This window comes from Bifidobacterium sp. LH_512 (genome assembly GCF_056356435.1).
Genome location: NZ_JBKEUE010000001.1, coordinates 951,755 through 974,301, shown reverse-complemented (window position 1 = coordinate 974,301; position 22,547 = coordinate 951,755). Strand labels below are relative to the sequence as shown.

General features: G+C 52.0%; 14 protein-coding genes and 2 pseudogenes. 9 read left to right on the top strand and 7 right to left on the bottom strand.

Annotated features, from left to right (window positions below):
* Positions 1 to 126: 126 nt before the first annotated feature.
* Both AC1AWD_RS04235 and AC1AWD_RS04230 read left to right on the top strand, forming a co-directional pair.
* On the top strand, positions 127 to 990 hold the full coding sequence (locus tag AC1AWD_RS04235) for a hypothetical protein (protein WP_476563961.1): 864 nt from the start codon (positions 127 to 129) through the stop codon (positions 988 to 990).
* A gap of 183 nt (positions 991 to 1,173) precedes the next feature.
* Positions 1,174 to 1,342, top strand: a pseudogene (locus tag AC1AWD_RS04230) (transposase); the annotation flags it as partial.
* Positions 1,343 to 1,904: 562 nt separating this feature from the next.
* Here the strand turns inward: AC1AWD_RS04230 and AC1AWD_RS04225 are convergent.
* Positions 1,905 to 3,179 carry a Fic family protein gene (locus AC1AWD_RS04225; RefSeq protein WP_476563959.1) on the bottom strand — a complete coding sequence of 425 codons (1,275 nt, stop codon included), beginning with the start codon at positions 3,177 to 3,179 and terminating at the stop codon, positions 1,905 to 1,907.
* A gap of 367 nt (positions 3,180 to 3,546) precedes the next feature.
* Here AC1AWD_RS04225 and AC1AWD_RS04220 point away from each other — a divergent pair, with 367 nt between their 5' ends.
* Complete coding sequence (locus tag AC1AWD_RS04220; RefSeq protein WP_476563957.1) at positions 3,547 to 4,320, top strand: DNA alkylation repair protein; 774 nt, start codon at positions 3,547 to 3,549, stop codon at positions 4,318 to 4,320.
* A 73-nt stretch (positions 4,321 to 4,393) separates the two neighbouring features.
* A complete protein-coding gene (gene aroA, locus AC1AWD_RS04215; RefSeq protein WP_476563955.1) occupies positions 4,394 to 5,761 on the top strand; it encodes a 3-phosphoshikimate 1-carboxyvinyltransferase in 1,368 nt (455 codons plus the stop codon).
* A 227-nt stretch (positions 5,762 to 5,988) separates the two neighbouring features.
* On the opposite strand, the gene AC1AWD_RS04210 is transcribed toward aroA, so the two are convergent.
* From AC1AWD_RS04210 to AC1AWD_RS04195, 4 genes are all read right to left on the bottom strand, one after another.
* Entirely contained in the window at positions 5,989 to 7,218 is a 1,230-nt protein-coding gene (locus AC1AWD_RS04210) for an acetate/propionate family kinase (RefSeq protein ID WP_476563954.1), read from the bottom strand.
* 160 nt (positions 7,219 to 7,378) lie between these two features.
* Positions 7,379 to 9,049 (bottom strand): phosphate acetyltransferase, encoded by a 1,671-nt coding sequence (pta, locus tag AC1AWD_RS04205; protein WP_476563952.1) that lies wholly within the window; start codon positions 9,047 to 9,049, stop codon positions 7,379 to 7,381.
* A gap of 146 nt (positions 9,050 to 9,195) precedes the next feature.
* Entirely contained in the window at positions 9,196 to 9,627 is a 432-nt protein-coding gene (locus AC1AWD_RS04200) for a hypothetical protein (RefSeq protein ID WP_476563951.1), read from the bottom strand.
* A 172-nt stretch (positions 9,628 to 9,799) separates the two neighbouring features.
* Positions 9,800 to 10,084, bottom strand: coding sequence for a hypothetical protein (locus AC1AWD_RS04195; protein WP_476563949.1), 285 nt, complete (start codon positions 10,082 to 10,084; stop codon positions 9,800 to 9,802).
* Between the two features lie 156 nt (positions 10,085 to 10,240).
* Between AC1AWD_RS04195 and AC1AWD_RS04190 the strand changes: the two genes are divergently transcribed.
* The 3 genes and pseudogenes from AC1AWD_RS04190 to AC1AWD_RS04180 all read left to right on the top strand — a co-directional run bounded on the left by AC1AWD_RS04190 (position 10,241) and on the right by AC1AWD_RS04180 (position 14,424).
* On the top strand, positions 10,241 to 12,598 hold the full coding sequence (locus tag AC1AWD_RS04190) for a hypothetical protein (protein ID WP_476563947.1): 2,358 nt from the start codon (positions 10,241 to 10,243) through the stop codon (positions 12,596 to 12,598).
* Between the two features lie 100 nt (positions 12,599 to 12,698).
* Positions 12,699 to 13,331, top strand: a pseudogene (locus AC1AWD_RS04185) (GyrI-like domain-containing protein).
* A 112-nt stretch (positions 13,332 to 13,443) separates the two neighbouring features.
* Positions 13,444 to 14,424 carry a GIY-YIG nuclease family protein gene (locus tag AC1AWD_RS04180; RefSeq protein ID WP_476563945.1) on the top strand — a complete coding sequence of 327 codons (981 nt, stop codon included), beginning with the start codon at positions 13,444 to 13,446 and terminating at the stop codon, positions 14,422 to 14,424.
* A 1,265-nt stretch (positions 14,425 to 15,689) separates the two neighbouring features.
* Here AC1AWD_RS04180 and AC1AWD_RS04175 read toward each other — a convergent pair.
* Positions 15,690 to 19,010, bottom strand: a complete 3,321-nt coding sequence (locus AC1AWD_RS04175) for an nSTAND3 domain-containing NTPase (protein ID WP_476563943.1) — start codon at positions 19,008 to 19,010, stop codon at positions 15,690 to 15,692.
* Positions 19,011 to 19,389: 379 nt separating this feature from the next.
* Positions 19,390 to 19,536 (bottom strand): type II toxin-antitoxin system mRNA interferase toxin, RelE/StbE family, encoded by a 147-nt coding sequence (locus tag AC1AWD_RS04170; protein ID WP_476564580.1) that lies wholly within the window; start codon positions 19,534 to 19,536, stop codon positions 19,390 to 19,392.
* A 545-nt stretch (positions 19,537 to 20,081) separates the two neighbouring features.
* Here AC1AWD_RS04170 and AC1AWD_RS04165 point away from each other — a divergent pair.
* Both AC1AWD_RS04165 and AC1AWD_RS04160 read left to right on the top strand, forming a co-directional pair.
* A complete protein-coding gene (locus tag AC1AWD_RS04165) occupies positions 20,082 to 20,465 on the top strand; it encodes a helix-turn-helix domain-containing protein (RefSeq protein WP_476563942.1) in 384 nt (127 codons plus the stop codon).
* 826 nt (positions 20,466 to 21,291) lie between these two features.
* The gene (locus AC1AWD_RS04160) at positions 21,292 to 22,512 is read left to right on the top strand and encodes an MFS transporter (protein ID WP_002584949.1); all 1,221 of its coding nucleotides are present in this window, start codon (positions 21,292 to 21,294) and stop codon (positions 22,510 to 22,512) included.
* Positions 22,513 to 22,547 lie beyond the last annotated feature (35 nt).

Below are 22,547 nucleotides of genomic sequence, written 5' to 3'. Positions count from 1 at the left end.
ATATTGCTATCCTCAACCCGTAGTCCAGATATGGGGTGTTACAGGGGCGTCGTTTCTTTTCGAGACCTATACTTATTGAGCGAACGGTTCATGTGCTTTGGCGCTGATGCGTGAGAAGGAGTCTATATGAAGGATGAGCCTTTGTATCGTTTGATAATGCCCGATGGGATGCATTTGGCCAATCCTAAAGATGACCCCAATGTTTATCTTGGAGCCTTCTTTGATGGTGACAACCATTTGAAAGGCCAGGCACGTTGGGAACCGGTTTTCGACGATACTGATGACGGGGATGGTGTAGAGGCAGGCGACGACGGGGGAGACTCTCCTGCGGCGGCCCTAGCCGCTGCTGCGGTTGCGGTTGCCGCCGTAGTTGGAGTGGCCTACTATCTCGCGAACAATGATCAATTCAGGAGTTGGTGGGACAGAAATGTCGTTCGCTGGTGGAAAGAGTCCGTCAAACCTGCAGTAGACATAATTTGGGGCAAAATGACTCGTCGTTCCAAGAAAAGCAATAACGACGCCCCTCAGCCAGTCGCTTTGTTATCTTCCACTCCCGAAGCGGCGAACGCATTCTCCAAAGAAGTTGACGAGGCAATTGAAGCGTGCCGGTTGCATATGGATAGCGAGGAAGCACAAAACCGATTGCTCATCATTCTGTACAAGGCGATGGATCTTGCGAAGGATATTCGTGAGCTTTCCCTTGCCAACATTCAAGACTCTGCATTTGATGAGAACATGAAACTGGAATTGCGCCAGACTATGGAGAAGCTGACAACACAGAATGTGACGGATCTTATCAATAAGGCTTTGGAACGGAACATCCCACTTCTGGAAAATCAAGAAGAATTCGACGGCTGGTCCGCGATTCTAGGGAAGATGACAGAAGACGGCAGGTTTGTGCCTTTGCGCAGTGATGCCATACGAACGGCATTGAGCTTGGAACCTTACCGCGCGCTGCTGGAGCCTCCCTCGAATAATGGCGAGGAATGACGATCTGCAGTGGCGTTCTTTTGCTTGAGAAACAGTATCGTCGCATAATTCCTCGTTTTATCCGACAACTGTGTTGGCTTGTTTTGACCCATTTGTCAGATTGCTCCTTCGGATAGCGCTATGCCATATTTGTCTGGCCACCCAACCGGACTGGCTCGTCCTGACGTCGTTCATGGGCAGAGGCGTGCGCTCAAGCGCCGCCTGCAGGACGTCCCGGCCTACTTCGACCACGCGTTTCCCCGCAACGGGCCCACCGAGGCCGTCAACGGCAGACTCGAACACCTGCGCGGCATCACCCTCGGCTTTCACCAACCTCGGCAACTGCATCACCAGAAGCTTTCTGTACGCCGGGGAGATTCAGACAAACCGTACGGGAACGAATCTCACAACCATGAACCCGACACTCTTGGAAAAGCCCGTACTTAGAAGTGCTCGAACTGAGGTCTGATTCATTTGGGACCAATCGAACTGAGATGTGATCTGCACCCCGCATCGGGTACAAATCGGGTACATTGCTACTCTCAACAGCGCCTAACAGCGTGTCCCTACGCAAAGTTAAAATCGTTAGAAAACGTTGAAAAATAGCCAAAAAGGTGGTTAACGCATGACAGTGCAAAACAGCGAAAAAACCACCTGTTATAGCAGGATGTCGCAGGTTCAAATCCTGTCAGCCCGACAATAAACCCCGGAATACCAACGTTTTCAAGGTGTTGGTGTTCCGGGGTTTTGTCGTGTCCGACACGATTGGACTGGTTAAGTAAAGAATGTTTCGTTCCGGTAGGCGCCTTCCACGGGTATGTTTGCTCGTCGGTGCGGCATGGCACGATCTGCGCGTTGATATCCGGATTGATTTCCTGCCCCCATGACGTCTCCTTCCTGCTGCTTTTGTGCTATCGGGAGCAGTCTTCCGCCTGTCAGTCTCTTGGCGTTTTCGCATCGCGTATGGTGTCCACACCCATACGTATGCGCAACGACTCGGACGCGCTGAATCTGAGCGGGCGCCTCCCGACGAATTCAATGAGGTCCGCGTTCGCCAGCTCGTCCACGTATTTGCGGACCGTCTGCTTAGTCAGCTTGAGGTCGTTTTCCGCGTCGCCGAGCGTCATCGACTTGGTGGTGTCGAACAGTTCCTCTTGCATGACCGCGTAAAGAAGTCGGATCGCGTTCGTGGACAGCGCATGATCCTCCTGTAGTTCGTCGCGCAGGTCGGTCGCCTTGTCGAGCTGGTCGATCTTGACGCCGAGTTCCTCAATCAGGGATTGCTGTGCCCGATCGATGAATCCGAGGATGGTGTATACGAAGAATGTGAGTTCCCCGCAGTTGAGCTTGTCTTCGGCTTCGGTGAAGGCCTTGTAGTATTCGTTCTTGTTCTCCGCGATCGTTCTGGATAGGGACAGCACGGTGGGCAGCGTGAGGTCGTGGCTGAGGTAGAGCGCGAGCAGGTATCTGCCGGTTCTGCCGTTGCCGTCGTAGAACGGGTGGACGTATTCGAACAGGAAGTGGCTGGCTATTGCCCTTTGCAGGAACGGTATCGAGTCCGATCTGGCGAGGTCCGTCATCTGTGCGAGTAGCGCCGATATCTTGGCTTCGCCGCTGACGCCGCTGTGGATGACCGTGCCGTGGGATCCTTGTACTTCTACGTCGCCTTTCCGAAACAGTTCTCCGTCCGGCTTGTCCTTGTCGTCGATCTCGTCGAGTGCGATCTTGTCGTATATGTCTCTGATGTCTTCGAGGGTCTTGGGGAGCTCGATGTCGTGGTCGGTGAGGTTGAGGTACAGTTTTGCGAATTCGCCGAATCTGGCCTTCTTCACGTCGCCTTCGGTCCTTGCCCGTTGGGCGGCGGCCACGGCCGCCTCCGTTTCCTTTCTCGTCAATCTGACGCCTTCCATCTCGTTGGTGGCGAGCAGTTCCTCGGAGATGGCGTGGTAAATGTAGTTCCACCGCATGACTCCCGGAATGCTCCTCCACATGACCGATACCCTCCGTTCGGCGAGGAGCACTTTCTGCGTGAGCATGCATATGCAGCGTGGCGTGGCGATGAACAGCTCGCCCAGTGGCGTGCCGATCCCGGTCGCGAAGGTGGAGTCGGACTTGAGGCGTTGTTTTGCAAGATTATCGTGGCTGGTGTATGCGTCACCGCTCCTGTCGGCGTGGAACAGTCTCGCCAAAGTCTTGTATTCCATGCTCATGCAGGTCATCACTTTCTGAAAATCATATCTATTTTATAGAGACTATAAAATAGAGGGTGGTTGTAGTCAAACCGATGTGACAAAAAGTGAAAAATCAACAATCAGCCTCTTTGTGTTTCCACCTCAACGGTTTCGTCTGCGTCCTGTCCCTGCTCCTGTTTCTCGGCGATACGCCGGCTGATACGTTGGTTATTGACTCTCCGCATGCATTTCAATCCTCACCGTGGTTTCGGAATCGGTGCGCTCTATACAGCGGGACGTCGCAGGTTCAAATCCTGTCAGCCCGACCACAAAGGCCCGGAATCCCAGCAATTCAGCACACAAGGGTTCCGGGCCTTTCCATATCCTTGCCTGCTATACTGCAAGCATGCCAGACACAATGACCAAGGCAACGGCAACGCAGCCGTCCAGAATCGTCACCGATCTGCGCTCGCTGGCGGACGGGACGTACCGGGGTTTCAGTGCGAAGCTCATCCCGAACATCGATCCTGACACAATAATCGGCATACGCGTGCCACGGCTGCGCATGTATGCAAAAGCACTGCTGTCCAACGATCTGAGCAACGGAACGCAGGTCGTCCCATGTTTTCTCGATGACCTGCCGCACCAATGGTTCGAGGAAAACATGCTGCACGCCATACTCATCGGCCTTGTATCGCCCAATATCGAAGACGCGTTCGACCGACTTGATGCATTCCTGCCGTATGTGGACAATTGGGCCGTCTGCGACGCGATCAAAATCACCGCATTCCATTCCAAAAAAGCCGACGCCGATCGAATATACCGACGATTGTGCCTATGGATAGACGAAGGAAACAAGATCGGGCATCCATATGCCATACGCTATGCGGTCGCGACCCTGATGTCGGAATTCCTCGACGACAGGCGATTCAAACCGGAACAATTGGAAACCGTCGCCACAATCCGCTCGGACGAATACTACGTCAACATGGCAAGAGCATGGTACTTCGCCACCGCGCTGACCAAACAATGGGACGCGACAATCCCACTGTTTCGAATGGACGTTCCAACCCATTCTCAACTCGATGATTGGACGCACAACAAAAGCATCCAGAAAGCACGCGAATCCAGACGCGTCAGCGACGAACGAAAAGCCTACCTGCAATCACTCAAACGTTGAATACACAATCCAAAATATCCCCATCACGGACAAAATCCCGAATCCGTGATGCCCGTCATATACGATGGGCGGCATGAGCGAAGCAACACACGAAATCTGGCCGGCACCAGTAGCGGAACACGCATTGCACGCAACAGTGACCATTCCAGGCAGCAAATCGTTGTCCAACCGTTACCTGATCCTCGCAGCATTGGGCAACAAGCCCGTCACACTCGTCGGCCTGCTTCGTTCGCGCGACACCGAACTTATGATGAAAGCCCTCAACGCATTGGGCGCTCGCTGTGAGGTCGATGCCGATGAGGAGACCACGGTCACGGTGACGCCGCCGGAAAATGGTGTCTTCCATGGCGATGTGGACGTGTTTTGCGGCCTTGCCGGCACGGTGATGCGTTTCGTGCCCGGTCTTGCATTGTTTGCGGACGGTCCGGTGCGTTTTGACGGCGATGAGCAGGCCTATGCGCGTCCGATGGGGCCGGTGTTGGAAGGCCTGCAGCAGCTTGGTGCAACGGTCGAATTCCACGGTGATGAGAACCGCTTGCCGTTTACGATTACGCCGCCGCAGTCGCTGCCGGAGCATGCGTGGGGCCATATCGATTCGTCCTCGTCGTCGCAGTTCATTTCCGGTCTGCTGCTGATTGCCTCCCGCTTGCCGGGGGGACTTGAGCTGCGCCATACGGGGGAGAAGTTGCCGAGCATGCCGCATATCCGCATGACGATGGAAGATATACGCATGGCGGGCGGTGACGTGACCATGCCTGAACGCGCATGCTGGCATGTGGACGAGGCGATGCTGTCGCTGCCGGAGCGGATCGTTGTGGAGCCGGACCTGTCGAATGCTGCGCCATTCCTTGGCGCAGCCATGATTGCTGGCGGCACGGTGAGTGTGCCGTATTGGCCGTATACGACCACGCAGCCTGGCGGTCTGCTGCCCGACATGCTGCAGCGTATGGGCGCGATGGTCACGTTGGATGGCGTGCCATTTGCGCAGGCGGTTGAGGAGAATACGGATCCGCATGCTTCTGGCATGCTGTCGGTGACGTCGGACGGGACGATTCTGGGGCTGGGACGGTTCGATATGTCTGCCGCAGGTGAGATCGCGCCGAGTATTGCGGCGTTGGCGGTGTTGGCTGATGGGCCGAGTGAATTGTTCGGCATCGGCCATCTGCGCGGACATGAGACGAATCGTTTGGAAGCCCTGGTCGCGGAGATTCGCCGTATTGGCGCGCAGGCTGAGGAATTGGCGGATGGCATTCGGATTATTCCGGTTTCTCGCGATGAACTGCACGGCGAGACGATGGAAACCTATGCGGATCATCGTATGGCGACTTTCGCCGCGATGATTGGCTTGGCCGTGTCGGGAACCGGTGTCGTGGACGTTGCGACCACACGTAAGACGATTCCTGATTTCACTGGCATGTGGATGTCGATGCTGGGGGAGTGACGCAGATCTTCGGATGCCTGCAATATTGCGACGCCGATATAGCAGGCATCCAATATGATGCTGCTACGTTGCGATATTTGTAAATAGTTGATTGTTGCTTTTGTTTTTTTATTGTGATGTGATTCGCGTATTGAAATGCTCGATACGAATTGAGCCTCGGCCAATTTCTTGGCCGAGGCTCAATCTTTAGTTACGCGTTGTTGTACGTACTAATCTAAACGTGATGCTCACTTGGCGAACACGTTGCCGTAGGAATCCTTGCCTTCTTCGGCGATCGCGGCGGACTTGCGGGCGATGGCCAGCTCTTCGTTCGTCGGGATGACGGCGATGATGATGGAGGAGTCCGGGGTGGAGATGATACGCGGTTCCTTGGAACGGGTATTGTTCTTCTCTTCGTCCAGCTTCACGCCGAACGGAGCGAGCTTGTCGCACACCATCTTGCGCACGATCTCATCGTTCTCACCGACACCGGCGGTGAAGGTGATGACGTCGACGCCGCCCATTTGAGCGGTGTAGTTGCCGATGTAGCCGACGATGCGGTGCACGTACACGTCGAGGGCCAGCTTGGCGTCCTCGTTGCCTTCGGCGATTTCACGATGGACTTCGCGCAGGTCGCCGAAGCCGGTCATGCCCATCATGCCGGAGCGCTTGTTGAACAGGGTATCCAGCTCGTCCACGTTCATGTGGGCGTTGCGGATCAGGTGGAACACGACGGCCGGATCGATGTCGCCGGTACGGCCACCCATCATCAGGCCTTCGAGCGGGGTCAGACCCATGGAGGTCTCGACCGGCTTGCCGTTGATTTCAGCGGAGGCGGAGGCGCCGTTGCCGATGTGCAAAACGATCTGCTTGAGGCCTTCGGCCGGCTTGCCGATGACGCCCGGGACCACGGAGGAGATGTACTCGTGGGAGGTGCCGTGGGCGCCGTAACGACGAATGTGATACTGTTCGGCGATTTCCTTGTTCAGCGCGTAGGTGCTGGCGGCCTTCGGCAGCTGGAAGAAGAAGGAGGAGTCGAACACGAACACCTGCGGGACATCCGGCAGCAGGGCGCGCATGACTTCAGCGCCCTTGGCTTCCGGGCCGTTGTGCAGCGGGGCGAGGACGGCCAGGTCCTTGACCTCATTGATGGTCTTGTCGTTGACGAGAGCCGGCTGCGGGAAGAGGGAACCGCCCTGGACGACGCGGTGGCCGACGGCGACGATGCCGGCGTCGGCAAGCTTCGGGCCGTACTCGTCGAAAAAGCCGAGAACACGCTTCAGACCCTGCTCGTGGTCGTGGATCGGCTCGTTGAGCTCGTGCTTTTCGCCGTTGAATTCGTGCTTGTAGTGGCCGTCAACCGGTTCGCCGATTTTCTCGACGAGGCCGGAAGCGAGACCTTCGCCGGTCTCGAGATCAACCAGCTGATACTTGATCGAGCTGGAGCCGGAATTGATGACAAGGACGGTTTTCGCCATTGTGGGCATCCTCCCATGTATTGATCGTGTACCGCGGAAAGCGGCTTTCCATTTGTAGATTACTCGTTAGAGGCTACAAACCCCGACATTCTCGGGGCTTGCAGCCTCATTTTCGGTGCGCTCTATGATTTAAACGTGTTGATGTGTGCAGGCCTTGCCGTCACTGCGCTTCGATGGCAGTCAAAGCAACGGTATTGATGATGTCCTGCACGAGTGCGCCACGGCTCAGATCGTTGACCGGACGGTTGAGTCCCTGCAGCACCGGGCCGACGGCAAGAGCGCCGGAGGAACGCTGCACGGCCTTGTAACCGATGTTGCCTGCGCACAGGTTCGGGAAGACGAACACATTGACGTGGCCGGCAGTCGGGTTGCCCTTGGCCTTGGTCGCGGCGACGGTCGGGGACCATGCGGCATCGAACTGAATGGACCCGACGACCTCGAGCTCCGGAGCCTTCTCCTTGACGATGGCCGTGGCTTCCTCGACCAGATCAACGTCCGGGCCCTTGCCGGAACCAAGCGTGGAGTAAGAAAGCATGCCGACCTTCGGTGTAATGCCGAAAGAGGCTGCGGTCTCCGCGGACTGGATGGCGATGTCGGCGAGCTGTTCGGCGTTCGGATTGAGGTTGATGGCACAGTCGGCGAACACGGCGACGTGATCCTTGAAACACATGAGGAACGCGCCGGAGACGAGCGACTGGCCGGGCTTGGTCTTGATGACCTGCAATGCCGGACGCACGGTGTTGGCGGTGGAATTCACGGAACCGGAAACCAGACCGTCGGCATGGCCCATCACGACGAGCATCGTGCCGAAATAGCTCGGATCGGTCAGCTGCTTGCGAGCCTGCTCTTCGGTCATGCCCTTCTTGGCGCGCAGCTCACACAGCTTGGCGACCATCGGCGCGAGCACTTCCTCGTCATCCATCGCCTGGAAACGGGCCTTTTCCAAAGACTCAAGACCCAGTTCGGCCCCGCGGGCAAGAATGGCGTCCCTATCGCCGACGATGATCAGATCGACGACATCGCGGGCAAGCAGATAGTCCGCCGCCTTGATGATGCGATCCTCTTCGCCTTCCGGCAGCACGATGGTCTTCTTGTCGGCCTTGGCCTTGCCCAGCAGGCTGTACTGGAACGCGTACGGCGTGGTGGGGGCTTCGAACGGGGCGCCAAGCGCGGCGACGACCTCATCCGCCGGAACGTTGTCGGCAAATGCGGTAACGGCCTTCTCGGCAGCGTCGTCTTCGGCAAAGTCGACGGCAGGAATCGTCCAGACCGGAACTGCATAGTCGGCGAACGCTTCCTTCAGCGGGGCCTTCTGGTCTTCGGCGCAGCCGGTGATGAACACGCCCAGCACCTTGGTGCCGGCGTCCTCGACGATCGCGGTGGAGGCCTTGACGGTCGCCATAACCTGTTCGGCAGTGCGTTCGATGGTACACACGGCGAGGAAGACCGGCGACTGCAGATCTGCGGCGACATCCGCATTGAACGCGAACATGGACGGATCGTTGACGGGGGAGCGGTCGGTCCCGACGATGACCATGGCCTCAGGCTGCACGGCGGCGATGGCTTCGCTGTACGCGGCAACGATGTCGGCTCGGGAATCGCCCTTGTTCTCGCGTGCACGACGCGGGCAAACACCAATGGCCTGTTCGCGGGTTTGTCCGGCATTGGATGCTCCAAGCAGCATGTCGGTGAAGGTGTCCTTCTTACACACTGCAGGGCGGAAGACGCCCGTCTTGCACTTTGCAGACAGCGCGTTGACGACGCCGAGGGCTACGATGTTGCGGCCGTTTGCGGCTTCAGGGCTGATGATGGTGACATTAGTAAGACTCACGTTGTCTCCTTAATTCACGAGGTTGGTCATGGGTGACCGCTTTGTTACACCAAGGCATCATTGTAATGCGTGAACGTTAACATGCTTCGAGCGTGTTGTATGCGTGAAAGTGTGAGCTGGATTACATTGACTTTCGTCAACTTGATTTACTGAATTCGAACATATAAAGCCTGCGTAAGATGTTGCTTGACTCTCCAAACAAGACAGCCGCATAAAGCGCCCACGACCGGAGCGATGCACCAGATTCCCGCCAGCATCCACGCTAATATATAGAATTCGCCTACTGTCACGAAAATCAGCACGGGAATGGCAAGCAATATCAAAGGAACAAGCACGCGCCATAATGGGCGGGTAGTCTCACACAAAATAATCTCAAGAAGCAACATAGGAATGCAATGCGAGAACAGTAGCAACAGCTGATGCAACGGCCCGATACCCAACGGCAGATCCGCAAAAGCCGTCGCAGATACAATGACATACGCCAGCATGGTCAACGCAAACAACGACAGCAAAATCCTGCCGTACCATCCTGCAGCAAGCTTCTTCACCCGCGTGAGCCAGTTTTCTGATCGTCCCATGTGATGCCCCGCAAATTCTAATGTTGTCTATTCATGTATGCAATCGATCGGCGTCGTCGCCGACAAGAGCGAATGATCATGACCGGCCGCGAACAAGATTCGCCGCCTCTTTAAGCCAGTCCAAAAGATCGTCGTCGATTTCTTCAAGCCGACTGATGACGACATGATTGGTTCAGCGGTGAGCGCTTATCTGGACGGGCGGGGTGACGCGCGGTGAAAAAAGAGGGCGGCCAAGACTGATGGACACGACGATATAGACGTCGGGCATTTCCGCCTTGTGCCGGACTCGTAGAAACAAAACGCATGCATACATGCGTTCGATGAACAACGATATCTGCGTTTTACGAACGTCGATACGGGTTCCGGGAATCGTCTCGAGAATGCGTGATTCCAGCTCGGCATACAGCGGCAGTGCGTCGGGATGCTGATGAAAGAACGAAACAGCTGTCTGATCCATAAGGGATTCCTTTCATCATTGAAGGTTTAGGCCTGTAAAATCAATGGTAGCGCCCAAATTGGTTGGTGCTCGGATTGCTTTGAGATGCGACTGCAAACATCTGCATTAATGTATATAGATACGAAGGTTATCTCATGCGATAATGATGGAGCTGGCATGCAGAAGAAACAAAGTCCTAGCGATTTCTTTAAAAAAGTGATGTCTGTATCGCAGGATGCTAAGAAAGCGGTGACGGGTTTTGCTGAGAATGCTGTCGAAAATACTCAAAATGTGGTTGTAGTCACTGCTGAATCAGTGCAGTCTGTATCACGGGATACGACAAAGACGATGGCGGATTTTGCGGGGAATGTTACGGAAAACACCCAAGATGTAGTCATATCTGCAGTTGAGATAGTGCAATCTGCATCGCAAGATGCCGTAAAAAAGGTGACTGGTGTTGCCGGCGACATCACGGAGAACGCTCGTGATGCAGTCATATCCACTGTCGAGAAAGTAAATGATGCAATTACTGAGCAGAAAGCTGCCGCTGAACTTGCCAGAAAAGAAAAATTTGATGCAGCGATGTTTTCCCTATCAGGTACGGGAGCAGAACAGTTCGTTCATGCACTTGGAGAATCTCCGGTTGATCTTACGGATGGCAAAATAAAACAGATTAAGAACACATTCCCAATTCCCCGCGAACAGAATATATTGTGGGCGGACGCCGAATTCGACCTCAGACCTAGCGGAATTGCCGTTACCGACAAAGGCGTGTTCATCAGAACAAACGCATCGATATATGAAGGCAAATTCAACGTACGCAATTTTGTGCTCAAAGATAAGGCCGCGGACGAACCACAGCGCTCGCAATATCATAGTGGGAAAGCGGTGTTGCTTTTCTACAGCTGGGATGATTTTGATCCAAGTTGGTTTGCTGGCGAGTCCGAAATGGAAAATAAGGCTTTGCTGGTTGATTCTCAATGCTCTAAACATTTTGTTGAAGTTTGTCGGGAGCGGTCTTTACAAGCTGCTTCCGATGGTGTCTCGATGGCAGATCTGGATATTTCGGATTCATCCTTTGACGAGACGACGATAAAAGCTGGTGCTGTTGCCGGGGCTGCGGTCGAATCAGCCCAGAATGCAATCTTCGCGGAGCAGAAAGCATATATCAATACTCTTGCTGGTCATGGTGAGATGGCGGAAGAAGCCATCAACATGCTGGATATACTTCACGGTCTTGACGCTCAAGTAGTCGGCCGTGATAATGCCAAGAATGGTGCTGACAGACAGATCGGCGACATCTTCATTCAGACAAAATACTATAAAACCGCCAGAGGCTCTCTTGAGGCTTGTTTCAGTCCTGAAACCGGGCAATATCGGTATATGAATAACGGGAAACCCATGCAGCTTGAAGTGCCGAAAGACCAGTACCAAAGAGTATTGGACGGTTTTAGAAAGAAAATCGAGAACGGGAAGGTTCCTGGTGTCACAGATCCGAACGATGCAGCCAAGTTTGTCCGTAAAGGCAGGCTGACTTATGCACAGGCTGTTAATCTGACCAAACCGGGAACCATAGAATCTCTCACTTATGATGCCGCGACCGGAGCTGTGACTTGCGCTTGCTCTTTTGGGATTACTTTTGTAGCTACCGTGTTTCTAAGCTGGAGAAAAACCGGTGATATAAAACAATCAATTCAAGCAGGGGCAACTGCAGGATTACAGGTCTTCGGCATGACGTTTATTCAACATATGCTTGTCTCCCAGATCAGCCGAACAGGACTGGCGAATTCTTTGCTGGGGCCGAGCCAATATATTGTCGGGCGGTTGGGATACTCGGCATCGGCGACGGTTGTGAACGGTATTCGTGCGCTTTCCGGGAAAAGCGCGATTTATGGTGCCGCTGCATCCAAACATCTTGCGAAGATTCTACGGAGCAACGTTCTTACGTCTGTCCTGTCTTTTGCGGTATTTTCAGTTCCTGAAACATATAACGTCGCCACATGCAAAATATCGGGAGCACAGTATGCCAAGAATATGAGTGTCCTTGCTGGTTCTATTGCTGCAGGCGCGGGTGGCACTGTTGCTGCAGGTGTTGTTGCCGCCAAAATTGCAGGAGCCGCTGGTACGGCTATTGTGCCTGGTGTTGGCACTGCAGTCGGGATTGTCGGAGGTTTTGCTGGCGGTGCCATAGGCGCAGCTGTCGTGAAAACAGCAGGTGATTTGCTGCATGAAGATGATGTTGAAACGCTCGGTAGATTGTTCAACGCTTATGTGTCTTTAATGATTGGCGAGTATTTGTTGGATGAGACGGAGATAGATAGTCTGGTTTCGCGTCTGAATGAAATTGATCAGAGAGAATTCAGGACTTTATTTGGAAACCTTGCAAAAGCAGATGAACAGGAATGCATCATAAGGGATTTCCTAAGCCCCTATTTTGAAGCAGTGACTGCTGAAAGGGCTCAGTTTGCGCTTCCTACGTCCGAGAATATCGTTGAAGCGCTGATCGAATTGTCTGAGGAGGATACAGAAGAGTGACCAATGCCTTTGGACGATGGTTGAAGCATATCTACCGCGGTATTGGCGTTGATTCACGGATTTGAGATAGCTACTGCACAATTTATTTAGGATGTGATTTATGGCGTTCGATTTTAAGAAGGAATGCAAGGAGCTGTATCAGCCTAAGATGCAGCCGGCGATAATTGCCGTGCCTGCGATGAAATTCATTGCAGTGCGGGGTGCGGGCGATCCGAATACCGTCGATGGCGAATATCAGCGGGCGGTAAGCGCGCTTTACGCCGTCGCCTACACCATCAAAATGTCGAAGAAAGGCGAGCATCAGATGCCCGGCTATTTCGATTTCACTGTGCCGCCGTTGGAAGGATTCTGATGGCAGGACGGTCTCAATGGTGTTGATTATTCGCGTAAGCAGGATTTTCGCTGGATCTCCGCTATACGCATGCCTGATTTCGTCACGCAGACGGAATTTGAGTGGGCTAAGGCTGAGGCGGAAAGAAAGAAACAACTTGACCTGTCGGCGGTCGGACTCGTCACGATTGACGAAGGGGAGTGCGTGCAGGCCATGCACGTCGGCCCGTATGATGACGAGCCGGCAACCGTTGCCCGCATGCATGCGTTCCTGCAGGATTCCGGTTATACGACTGATTTTTCCGACGAACGTCATCACCACGAAATCTACCTGTCGGATCCGAGACGTGTCGACCCCGCAAAGATGAAAACAGTAATCAGGCATCCGGTGAAGCGGATCTGATGTTTGCCAGTAGAACGCTTGATGCGGCTGGTTATGCTTTCACCGGCTTAACTTAGAGATTTCTTGCAGTGGTACAATTGTTTGTGCGAAGCAGCCGACAAGGAGGCCGGCTGTGAATGACGCAATGGGAGGTGCTGCGATGGACGAAAACACTATTTATTTTCTGGATTTGCTGGGCATTGACGAAGAGAACGCCAGCCAATATAGCATTCGATTGAACTCAGGCAAGTTCTTTAACATTCTCGACAAGTTCTTTGCGAATCGTGATGATCTGTTGCAATGGATATTTACTGAAAGATGGCCGAATGACGGCAGGGCGCAAGGAAGGATAAATACCCCCAGAGTCTTGCAGTTCATTCAGCTCAATCCGCAAGACAATGCCACATGGTTATACGTTGGTGGATATGAAGTGGGCGATTTGCAAGAGATGCCGGATGGCAGCAAGGTGTATGAATACACGCCTGTACCGCAGCTCATGCCATTGTCGGCACGCTCTCTAATCCGATACCGCAGAGAGCAAGGCCCAACGTGGATATGTCTTAACCTGAACGATGCAGATCGATATCGGAAAATCAGGAATGACATGACCCTGATTCGTGTTGCAGTAACACCAGAATCTGTCATGTCTTTCCCCGGTTTCAAGGAAGTCAACGTCACCTTCGATCAGCTTAAGGCCATACTGAAAAACGATGAATGGCGTGGCGCTCTAGGCTCTGTTGCCGGCGTATACATGCTAACCGATACGAACACGGGATGGCATTACGTAGGTTCTGCATACGGTCGCGGCGGCGCGTCCAGCGGATTGCTTTCCCGTTGGGAAACCTACGTTGAGGGAGATCATACGGGCGGCAACAAGCTGCTGCAGACACTCGCGGAGAAAGAGGGGAGCGAATACATTGAACAGTACTTCCGCTACTCCGTTCTCGAGATATTCGACCTCGATACCAGCAACAGCGACATCATCAAACGCGAACACTATTGGATGAGCGTGGTCGATTCCGTATATGATCCCGACACCGCCCACCCGCACGGCTACAACAGCAAACTCCAATGGAAGAACACCAGCGAAGGGACCGACGCCGGCACCCGGTGAGAATCGGGCCAGATGCGGTTAAGTGAATTGTGTTCCATCATCGGTGATGGAGCACAATTCGTACATGCAGAAAATTCGTGGCATTGCCTTGTGATTTTTCTTGTGCCGGAATAGACGATATCGAATTGGTAAACATGTCTTTTAGCTGATCCACAGCACCAGTTTTTCCCACTGTGACATATTTTTCCTAAAACTAAACTTATCGGCGGTGACTGTCCAAAGACAACCATTTTTAGTCAATATCGACATTTCAAACAATCCCGCGGCTTGACTATTAATTGCCATGTGATATGCAGTGGCAGGAATCTGCAGCAAGGGAAGTACTGGATGCCGATTGAGGAACAGTACCGCCTGTTATATGCCGTTCGTTACTGACGATATTCTGTCCGGCGGCATTGTCAAGTGCCATACTGAACATCATGGTGGCTATATCGAAATTTTATTCGTCGCAACTCAGATTCACGTCACCGGTGCCATTGATTTCCATCTGTCCCGGAGTCTAAGCGCCAGGAATATCAACCTTAACTTGCTTCTTTATCTGGAATGCATCGATATCTGTTGTCTGCGTTTCCTCGTGCACGGCATATGGAACTTCTTCACGCTGAATGCGAAGACGCTTTACGTGGTCTGGTGTCTCATCCTTAATCTGTGTTGAATTGTCGGTGTCCGTCAGCGATGTTAAGAATTTTGCGTGTACTTGGGACAGTGAGCTTTTGTGTCAAGGCCAAAGGCGATATCAAATGTGTACATGAGGGAAGGTAGCCTCTATGCATCATTATTTTGGTACTTGGATTAACTGAGAGTCGTATGGATAAAATGGGTGTTCCGGTGGAATCCGGAACACCCAAATGTTAACGACTCAATGCGCTACCGCAGGATTTACTCCCGCTCAATCGGAAAATTCGTCACCAATGGCTACGTGAATCACCTCATGCTGCTCCGTTTCAGATACTCTCTCACTGGTACGTATCGATACCTACTTGATAATTCACCCGCATGACGGACATCTGCTCTTCAGAGACGGTAGGAACTGTCTTTGCTGAATCGGAAAGCAACGTACTCGTCCTTCTATCCATGATCAAATCACTCATGGAATGTTCCAGCTCATTCTGAGTACACTGCCACTGCCGTCCAGAATACGTTCGGGCTAGCATCCTAAATATGTCTAATAGATGTCACATTTTCGAAATAAGGTGCTCCGTCGCTGATTACGTAAAGCCCACGCTCATCATCCCCCCCCCTACGTCGAAATCCCTAGATTTCCTTTAGACCGATTCGTGAAAGCTTCGCCATCTTTCTTGCTCGATCTCACGCTCCTTCGAACGGACGATTTTATCCAAGAACCTTCTGTGGTAGGCAAAACAAGCGTCCTCTGGCAAAGAGCTCGATATGGATTTGATGATCTCTATTTCCGCGGAATATGCGGGGGCAAAACCTTCTTTCACAGAACCAGAGTACGAAGAAGATCCGAATGGAAGAATTCCGAGAAGATTACCCTCCGGATCTTTGCTCAGCAAGTCGATGTAGGTTTCCATACGACTTTTAAACGGAATATCCGCAAGAACATAGGAATAGAATTCCGGAATGTCCTCCTCTGCCAGTCCACACTCTAGCTCTTTGACAATAAATCCCAGAACATCAAAGTCCGTGGAAAGGTATTCATTATGAGTCAGCAAGGTCCCGATATCAAATCTAGAAAGTTTGCGACAAGAGCCAAGACGCCAAACAACCTCATGCATCCTTTTCTCCGGATTACTCAGCCCAGAGGCCTGTCCCATGTGGCATATTATCTCACGGCGGTCATCATAACTGTCAGCAAGCTCAAGGCACCGAAATAGACAATCAATCGGATCAGCGCCTCTTTCATCAAGGTATCTAAACAGAACGCCAAAATAATCGAAATGCCTGTTTAGAATATTTGCCTCGTAAACTTCCCTCAGCAAGTTTTGGCAACCTTCGAAGCAGGTGTCCAGCACTTCGGTCGAATTATCCGATTTGACAAGAGGCAAAAAGAAGTAATACGCGTATTCCGGTTTTGCAAGCAGACACTTCTTTGCCGCCTTGCAATAGCGCTTTGCAAAGCCAGAAGATTTTCGCTCGATGCTTATGACGCCGTCGATACGCATCAACGCCCGCCCATTACTAGCCAGGCTAACCAATGAATCCAAATCGCTAGCAGTCAAAACCTCTGCTGGCGCGCTCGCGATGACGGTGCCAACCAAAGCAGAAAGGCCACGAGCCCGCGCTTGATCGATCAACAGACGCCAGCCCATCACCTGTGCTAACCTTTCGACGATTTTTGATCCGATTGATACATCTTGATCACCACTGTAAAGAGTGCAGAAAAATTCAAATATTTGTTTTATATCGACGGAAGAGTCATCCTTTACCAACAAAGACACTAACACCCTGTCGATAAGGGAACCTGCGTAATACGAGTTCAGCTCCCCGTGTTGCCACATCTCCCGATTGATGCGAAGAACGTTCTCATATCGCTGAACATCCCAACCTGCAGTGGCAGAGATTATTTCCCCCTCGGCAGGGTCAAAACTCTCCATAAGTTTCTCGAGATCGAAAAACTCTTTTGGCAAAAGTGCAGACACTTTCTTGAACCCCGATATCGAAAGTGCCTCACAGGCGAGGACACAATGATAGACGAGCTCGCGCTCTTCTCGCGTAGCAGGCCTATATCCCGCCGGAATCGCTGATGCAAATGCTTCTACACCATCTTTTAGGAATATCTGAATGTTTTCTCCAATTGTAGTTTTGTTGAATATTCCAACATGAGGAGTAAGAATCCTGGCAGCTTCGACCCGATAATCCGGAGAGCAAAGTAGGCTACAGAGAAACGCTATCGCATCGCTTCTAAGCTCGAGAGAGGCTTCCGATTCAGGCATCTCAATCGTGATATAGCGAACCGACCCGCTTTCTTCAATCTCGTGCGATGTATGTGTGAAAGCAAGATACTGCTCGCAAAGCTTCATCCCAAAGTACTGCAGATTACGAGCATCGGACCTAAGGGCAATCATCCGACTTATGCCATCGATAAGAGCGCGTTCATACTCGAATCCGCTTTCGACGGAGTATGCCGATATTGCCAACGGTCCTTCAATTGTTGAACGATAATCTCCGAGCTCAAAGCAGCCCTTCTCAACGGCAGAAAACAAAGTGGGAATCGCATCGGGAAAGCGCTTATGATCCCTCAACTCACATAGAATAGCCAAGCTGGTTGGGGGCGCGCTAACCACTTGCCTTTCATAACCACCTCGCTCAGACAGGGAAACTGGAGAAGGTGTCGCACCAGCAATTTCATTGAGCGCGAAGTGATAGGCCTCGTCCGGAATGAGTGAGTAGAGCGCATCCATAATCTCATGTCGTTCAGCATCCGACTCCGGTTCAAAATCCCTCCAAACTTTCGCGCATTCAGATTTGGCGTAAGAGAGCGTCGCATCGTCACCAAACACGGAAATGAGGATGTTGAGGACCCTGATAACCTTCCGTCTATCCCGAGCAACGAATTCCTCGATGAAGTTACAAAGGCTGATGATGTGCTCTTTGAAAATCGCTTTGTAGACGCAGTAGTCTTGGAGATTCAGCTGCTCAAACTTGACTGCGACAGTTCCATCGGAACTCTCCAGCAAATCGAGAATGCTGCGATCATGAAGCTTTCTCGCTCTTCGCTCTATTGAAGAACGAGATATTCCCTCCGACAACAACCTGTCGTAAGCTGGATCGTCCTCTTTGAAATCGCACGGGGCGTATACACTCAGATATGAGAGAAGGACAAGATCTTCCTCTTCAAGTTCGTCAACGAGCTTGCCATAGAAGACATCCATGATCCCATAGGCACTTTCAATGCCGGAATAGCCGTCAAGCTTAGCGCACAGCGCCGCCATTATCGCGATTCTTAAGTTGCCCCGGACAATCCTTTCAATCTTATAGAGAAACAAGGGGTTGATAATTTTATAGTCTTCCCGCAGTAGCGCCCTTATAGACGCATCCTCCAATCGCTCAAGTGAGTAAGTCTCACTCTTCATCGAACGTCGAACGGCATGCATCAGCTGCTCATAGGCGTAATCCCTCACTGTGAGGATTACCCGAAGACCTGGGTTCCTTACAACCGCTTCGAGAACCGCATCAAGTCCCTCGGATTGCTGAGCGTCATCGACCAGGAGCGCGACATCCCCCTCTGATAGAAAGACGTTGATATCCTCTGCAACACCAGAAATCCATGCCTGCGATAATACGTATGACTCTATTTGCTTGCTATCTGCGTAGCGCTTTACAACTTCCAGCGCAAGCCTTGTCTTTCCGTTTCCCGACGGGCCCTTTAGAACAAGAACTTGAACTTGGCCAAGCTTTTTTTCGAGCTCATATAGTTCCCCATCCCTATAGCGCAAAGGTCCAGATTGTGGAGCGGCGAAGCTCTTCCGTCCTTCCCTCTCAATCCATTCGTTTACAGCAACAAGCGTTCCTTCCCCCATTCGAATATGGAGAAAATCAGCCGCAAGATCGTGATATTCGGTGGCCAGATCCATGGCAATGGTCTTGGGTCCAAGAAGCTCGACGCGTGAATCGATTCCCAAGAGCGCACCCTCCTGCGTAGGCGTCAGCCTCCACACGAGATGGCATCAGACGATTTTTCTACTATATCCTTCGGGTATTTGAGTAGAAACGCATTCCTCGATATCGCGTTTGAGCTTTGCAAACGAATTACGTTGGCCGGTGGTAAACGGGATGAGAATAGCTTCACCATTAGCCAAGCTGTGGGCATCTGGGATACCCTTCGTCGTCTTATTGGTTCCAGGCTGCGATCCAAGTGTCGTAATCGTTTTTAGATGAAGTTTGCGACACACGTACGCCTCGGCAAGCTTCTGAAAGAGCCGCCGTCGAGCTGCTTTAGCTTGTCCTCAACCAGATTCAATCGAGACATTATTCCTTCTTTGCTATGCAGATTTGAACGGCTCACAGCCCCAACAACTCGCTATGACCCGTACGCGCGGCAACGAGGACAAGCTCTTTCTCGTCGATGCGGTAGGTGAGCAGACAGTCCGACTTGACGTGACACTCACGATGGTCGCAGTACGTCTTTTCCGGTGAGTAATCGTGCATCACATCTGATAGAATTCCCACGTACGAGGATTTTGAAGGCTGCCCCGAGCTTCGAGGAATTCTTGCTTTGCCTCTTGACACGCTTGTAGTCTTTCCTGAACTTCGTCGTGAATCTTAACTCCATCATGATCTATTTCCTTGTCGAACGTTGTCACGACCTTCTTGGCAGTGCCGTAGGGACTAGAGAGAGGTTTCTGCTCGTCGTCGCGTCATCTATCGCAGAGGGCATCTCAGGGTTGAACCCGCAAAGTTCGAGGGGCCGAATGGGAAGAGTTGAACGCGGAAACGAACTTGCGGATGGCATTGCTCAGGGAGGCCCGATTTCGCCGCAGACAGAGGTAAAGCAGGCCTCCTCATTTTTGCGAGGCTTAGTGAAATGGACTTAGTTGTCGCTGCGCTAGCCACAACAATCTCTTACTATATAACCTTACTTTATCAGACACCGTGTGCCTACCGTTGTCGCGTTCCCGGGTTCAAAATAAAAATGCAACGTTGCCCCTAGCGTTGGAAGTGTTCAGATTCCAGCCAGAGAAAGCGCCGCACCCATGAGCCAATGTTATTCGCACCTATCGGCAAACGAACGAAATATGATCGATATGTCCGGGAACCGCGAGGGGTTGAGCATACGCGAGATTGCCCGCAGGATTGGCCGAAACGGCTCGGGGCCGGCCCCGTGGACCTCGGATGTTTTATTCAATTGTTTAGGTCAGTTTACAAGGAACTACACGCAGACCGTGAAACGGGCTGCTGACAACAAACGGCGCTATGCTCCCGGCTGGGTGCATAGCACCTGTTTGTTGCGGGGGTTTCCAAAGGGGGCAGCGCCCCATTTGGCACACGACTTTGCGGAGCAAAGTGTAGTGTGTTATACGCTCTGTCGGCGTTGCCCTGAAAATACCGTTGCCGCCGGGGAGGGCAAGGGCATTTGACGCGGCAGGAAAGCAGGGCTTTGTTTGGGGCTGGTAAGCCGGAAACAAAGGGCTGATTTCAGCAGCAGACAGGGCGTATTATGAAAGCCCCCGTCCCTCGTCCTCCGCCCCCGGCCTATGGGACAAAAAGTCCCAAAGCTCTGGACACCGTGACCAGATGTGTGGCCACACTCCGGGAAAAGTAGCAGGACGGCAGGAAACCGTCAAGGCTGAAATGAATGGGCTGACGCCCGGCCTTGACCGTTCCCCGCCGCCCCGCTGGATGGGTGGACAAGGTGGCCAATCCCTAAAAGTGTTTGGCCGCACTCGTTCATTTTGGGGCCTTTCTTCTCCCAAAATTGAAATGGGCGGGAAAGCCCTAAAATGGCTTTCCCGCCTTGATTACCCATTAGCAAAGACGGGCGAGACTGTCAACGGCGGCGCTGAAAGCGCCGTTCATCTTGACCGTTGACTGGCTCGCCTGGCTTTGCTACTGCCCGTAAGAGATGGAAAAACAAGATGGAAAACAAGGTTAAAAATGGTTGACAAGTCTATCGGATGTGTGTTATACTGTGCGACAGTTTGAGATTGGAAGGAGGCTTACGTGTGTTAATTTGTGTACGCTAATAAGCAATAAAAAGTAGAAGTACCTTTCCACATGATGGTGGGCTTTTTTTGCGTGCGTATGCAAAGGAACACGTAGGTTTGACACGAGCAGTCTTTGAACTGTATCGTGGTGTTTTTTCGTGCTTTGTTGTTATGCAGGCGTCTGCCCTCTCTGTGGGACAACGCCTGCTTTTTATTGCAGAAACAAAGGAACAATGCAATAAAAAAGGAGGTTCGCATTATGACCCAAAACAACAATTCATGGAGAAAAACTTATTTTACACTTCTTGCCGGACAAGCAATATCCTTTATTAGCAGCGGTATTTTGCAAATGGCCATTATCTTTTATTTGGTTGCGAAAACTAATTCTGCAATCATATTGACGGCGGCAACACTGATTGGATTTTTGCCGCAAGCCTGTTTAGGCCCGTTTGCAGGTGCTTTTGTTGACCGGCACAGCCGTAAAAGCGTAATGATTGGTGCGGATTTGATAATTGCCGCCGCTGGCGGTATTCTGGCGCTGGTGGCGTTTTACATGGAATTGCCCGTATGGTCTATTATGGTTGTCCTGTTAATCCGAAGTGCGGGAACTGCTTTTCATTCTCCAGCATTCAGCGCAGCAACACCTATGATTGTGCCAAAAGAGGAACTTACAAAATGCGCTGGTTACACGCAGACCATGCAAGCAGTAAGTGCGATTATCAGTCCAGCTGCCGCAGCGTTTTTATATGCTGTTTGGCCTCTTAATGCAATTATATTGTTAGATATTGTGGGTGCAATCCTTGCCTGTGTGACTGTTGCGATTTCGTCCATACCAACGCCTGAACTATGTCCAGAAACGAAAAGACAACAGTTTTTACAGGATATGAAAGAGGGGTATGTGGTATTAAAGCAAAACAGGGGCCTCTTTGCTCTGCTCTGGATTGGTGTAATTTATATGTTCTTTTATATGCCAATCAGTACGCTTTTTCCTCTCATCTGTATGTCATACTTCAAAGGAACACCGGCCCATGCCTCTGCCGCTGAAATTGCTTTTGCGGTTGGTATGCTGCTTGGCGGAGTCATTCTGAGCATTTGGGGCGGTTTTAAGAAACGGCGGTACACCATCGGTCTTTCCGTTCTCCTGATGGGCGTTAGCAATATGCTCTCCGGGCTTTTGCCGCCAGACGCATTTCTTGTCTTTGTTGTGTGCTGTACTGTTATGGGAATTTCCGCTCCATTTTACGGTGTGCAAAATGCGATTTTTCAAGAAACGGTCAAACCAGAATATCTGGGGAGAGTTTTTTCTCTACTGACAAGCGCCGCTTCCCTCGCCATGCCGTTTGGCCTTGTCATTTCCGGGCCTCTGGCGGAGCGGCTGGGAGTTGAGAAATGGTTTGTCATTTGCGGAATTGGCATTATCATCGTTGCGCTTGCCGTATTTTTACTACCCGGTTTGAGAGAGATTGACAATACGCAATAATCAACTGCACCTTTTTCTATTACTAAACAAAATGC

What these genes read in the sequence shown, in the direction of transcription:
- AC1AWD_RS04235 (WP_476563961.1), top strand. Translation starts at nt 127, where the DNA reads ATGAAGGATGAGCCTTTGTATCGTTTGATAATGCCCGATGGGATGCAT.
- AC1AWD_RS04225 (WP_476563959.1), bottom strand. Translation starts at nt 3,179, where the DNA reads ATGAGCATGGAATACAAGACTTTGGCGAGACTGTTCCACGCCGACAGG.
- AC1AWD_RS04220 (WP_476563957.1), top strand. Translation starts at nt 3,547, where the DNA reads ATGCCAGACACAATGACCAAGGCAACGGCAACGCAGCCGTCCAGAATC.
- aroA (WP_476563955.1), top strand. Translation starts at nt 4,394, where the DNA reads ATGAGCGAAGCAACACACGAAATCTGGCCGGCACCAGTAGCGGAACAC.
- AC1AWD_RS04210 (WP_476563954.1), bottom strand. Translation starts at nt 7,218, where the DNA reads ATGGCGAAAACCGTCCTTGTCATCAATTCCGGCTCCAGCTCGATCAAG.
- AC1AWD_RS04200 (WP_476563951.1), bottom strand. Translation starts at nt 9,627, where the DNA reads ATGGGACGATCAGAAAACTGGCTCACGCGGGTGAAGAAGCTTGCTGCA.
- AC1AWD_RS04195 (WP_476563949.1), bottom strand. Translation starts at nt 10,084, where the DNA reads ATGGATCAGACAGCTGTTTCGTTCTTTCATCAGCATCCCGACGCACTG.
- AC1AWD_RS04190 (WP_476563947.1), top strand. Translation starts at nt 10,241, where the DNA reads ATGCAGAAGAAACAAAGTCCTAGCGATTTCTTTAAAAAAGTGATGTCT.
- AC1AWD_RS04170 (WP_476564580.1), bottom strand. Translation starts at nt 19,536, where the DNA reads ATGCACGATTACTCACCGGAAAAGACGTACTGCGACCATCGTGAGTGT.
- AC1AWD_RS04165 (WP_476563942.1), top strand. Translation starts at nt 20,082, where the DNA reads ATGAGCCAATGTTATTCGCACCTATCGGCAAACGAACGAAATATGATC.
- AC1AWD_RS04160 (WP_002584949.1), top strand. Translation starts at nt 21,292, where the DNA reads ATGACCCAAAACAACAATTCATGGAGAAAAACTTATTTTACACTTCTT.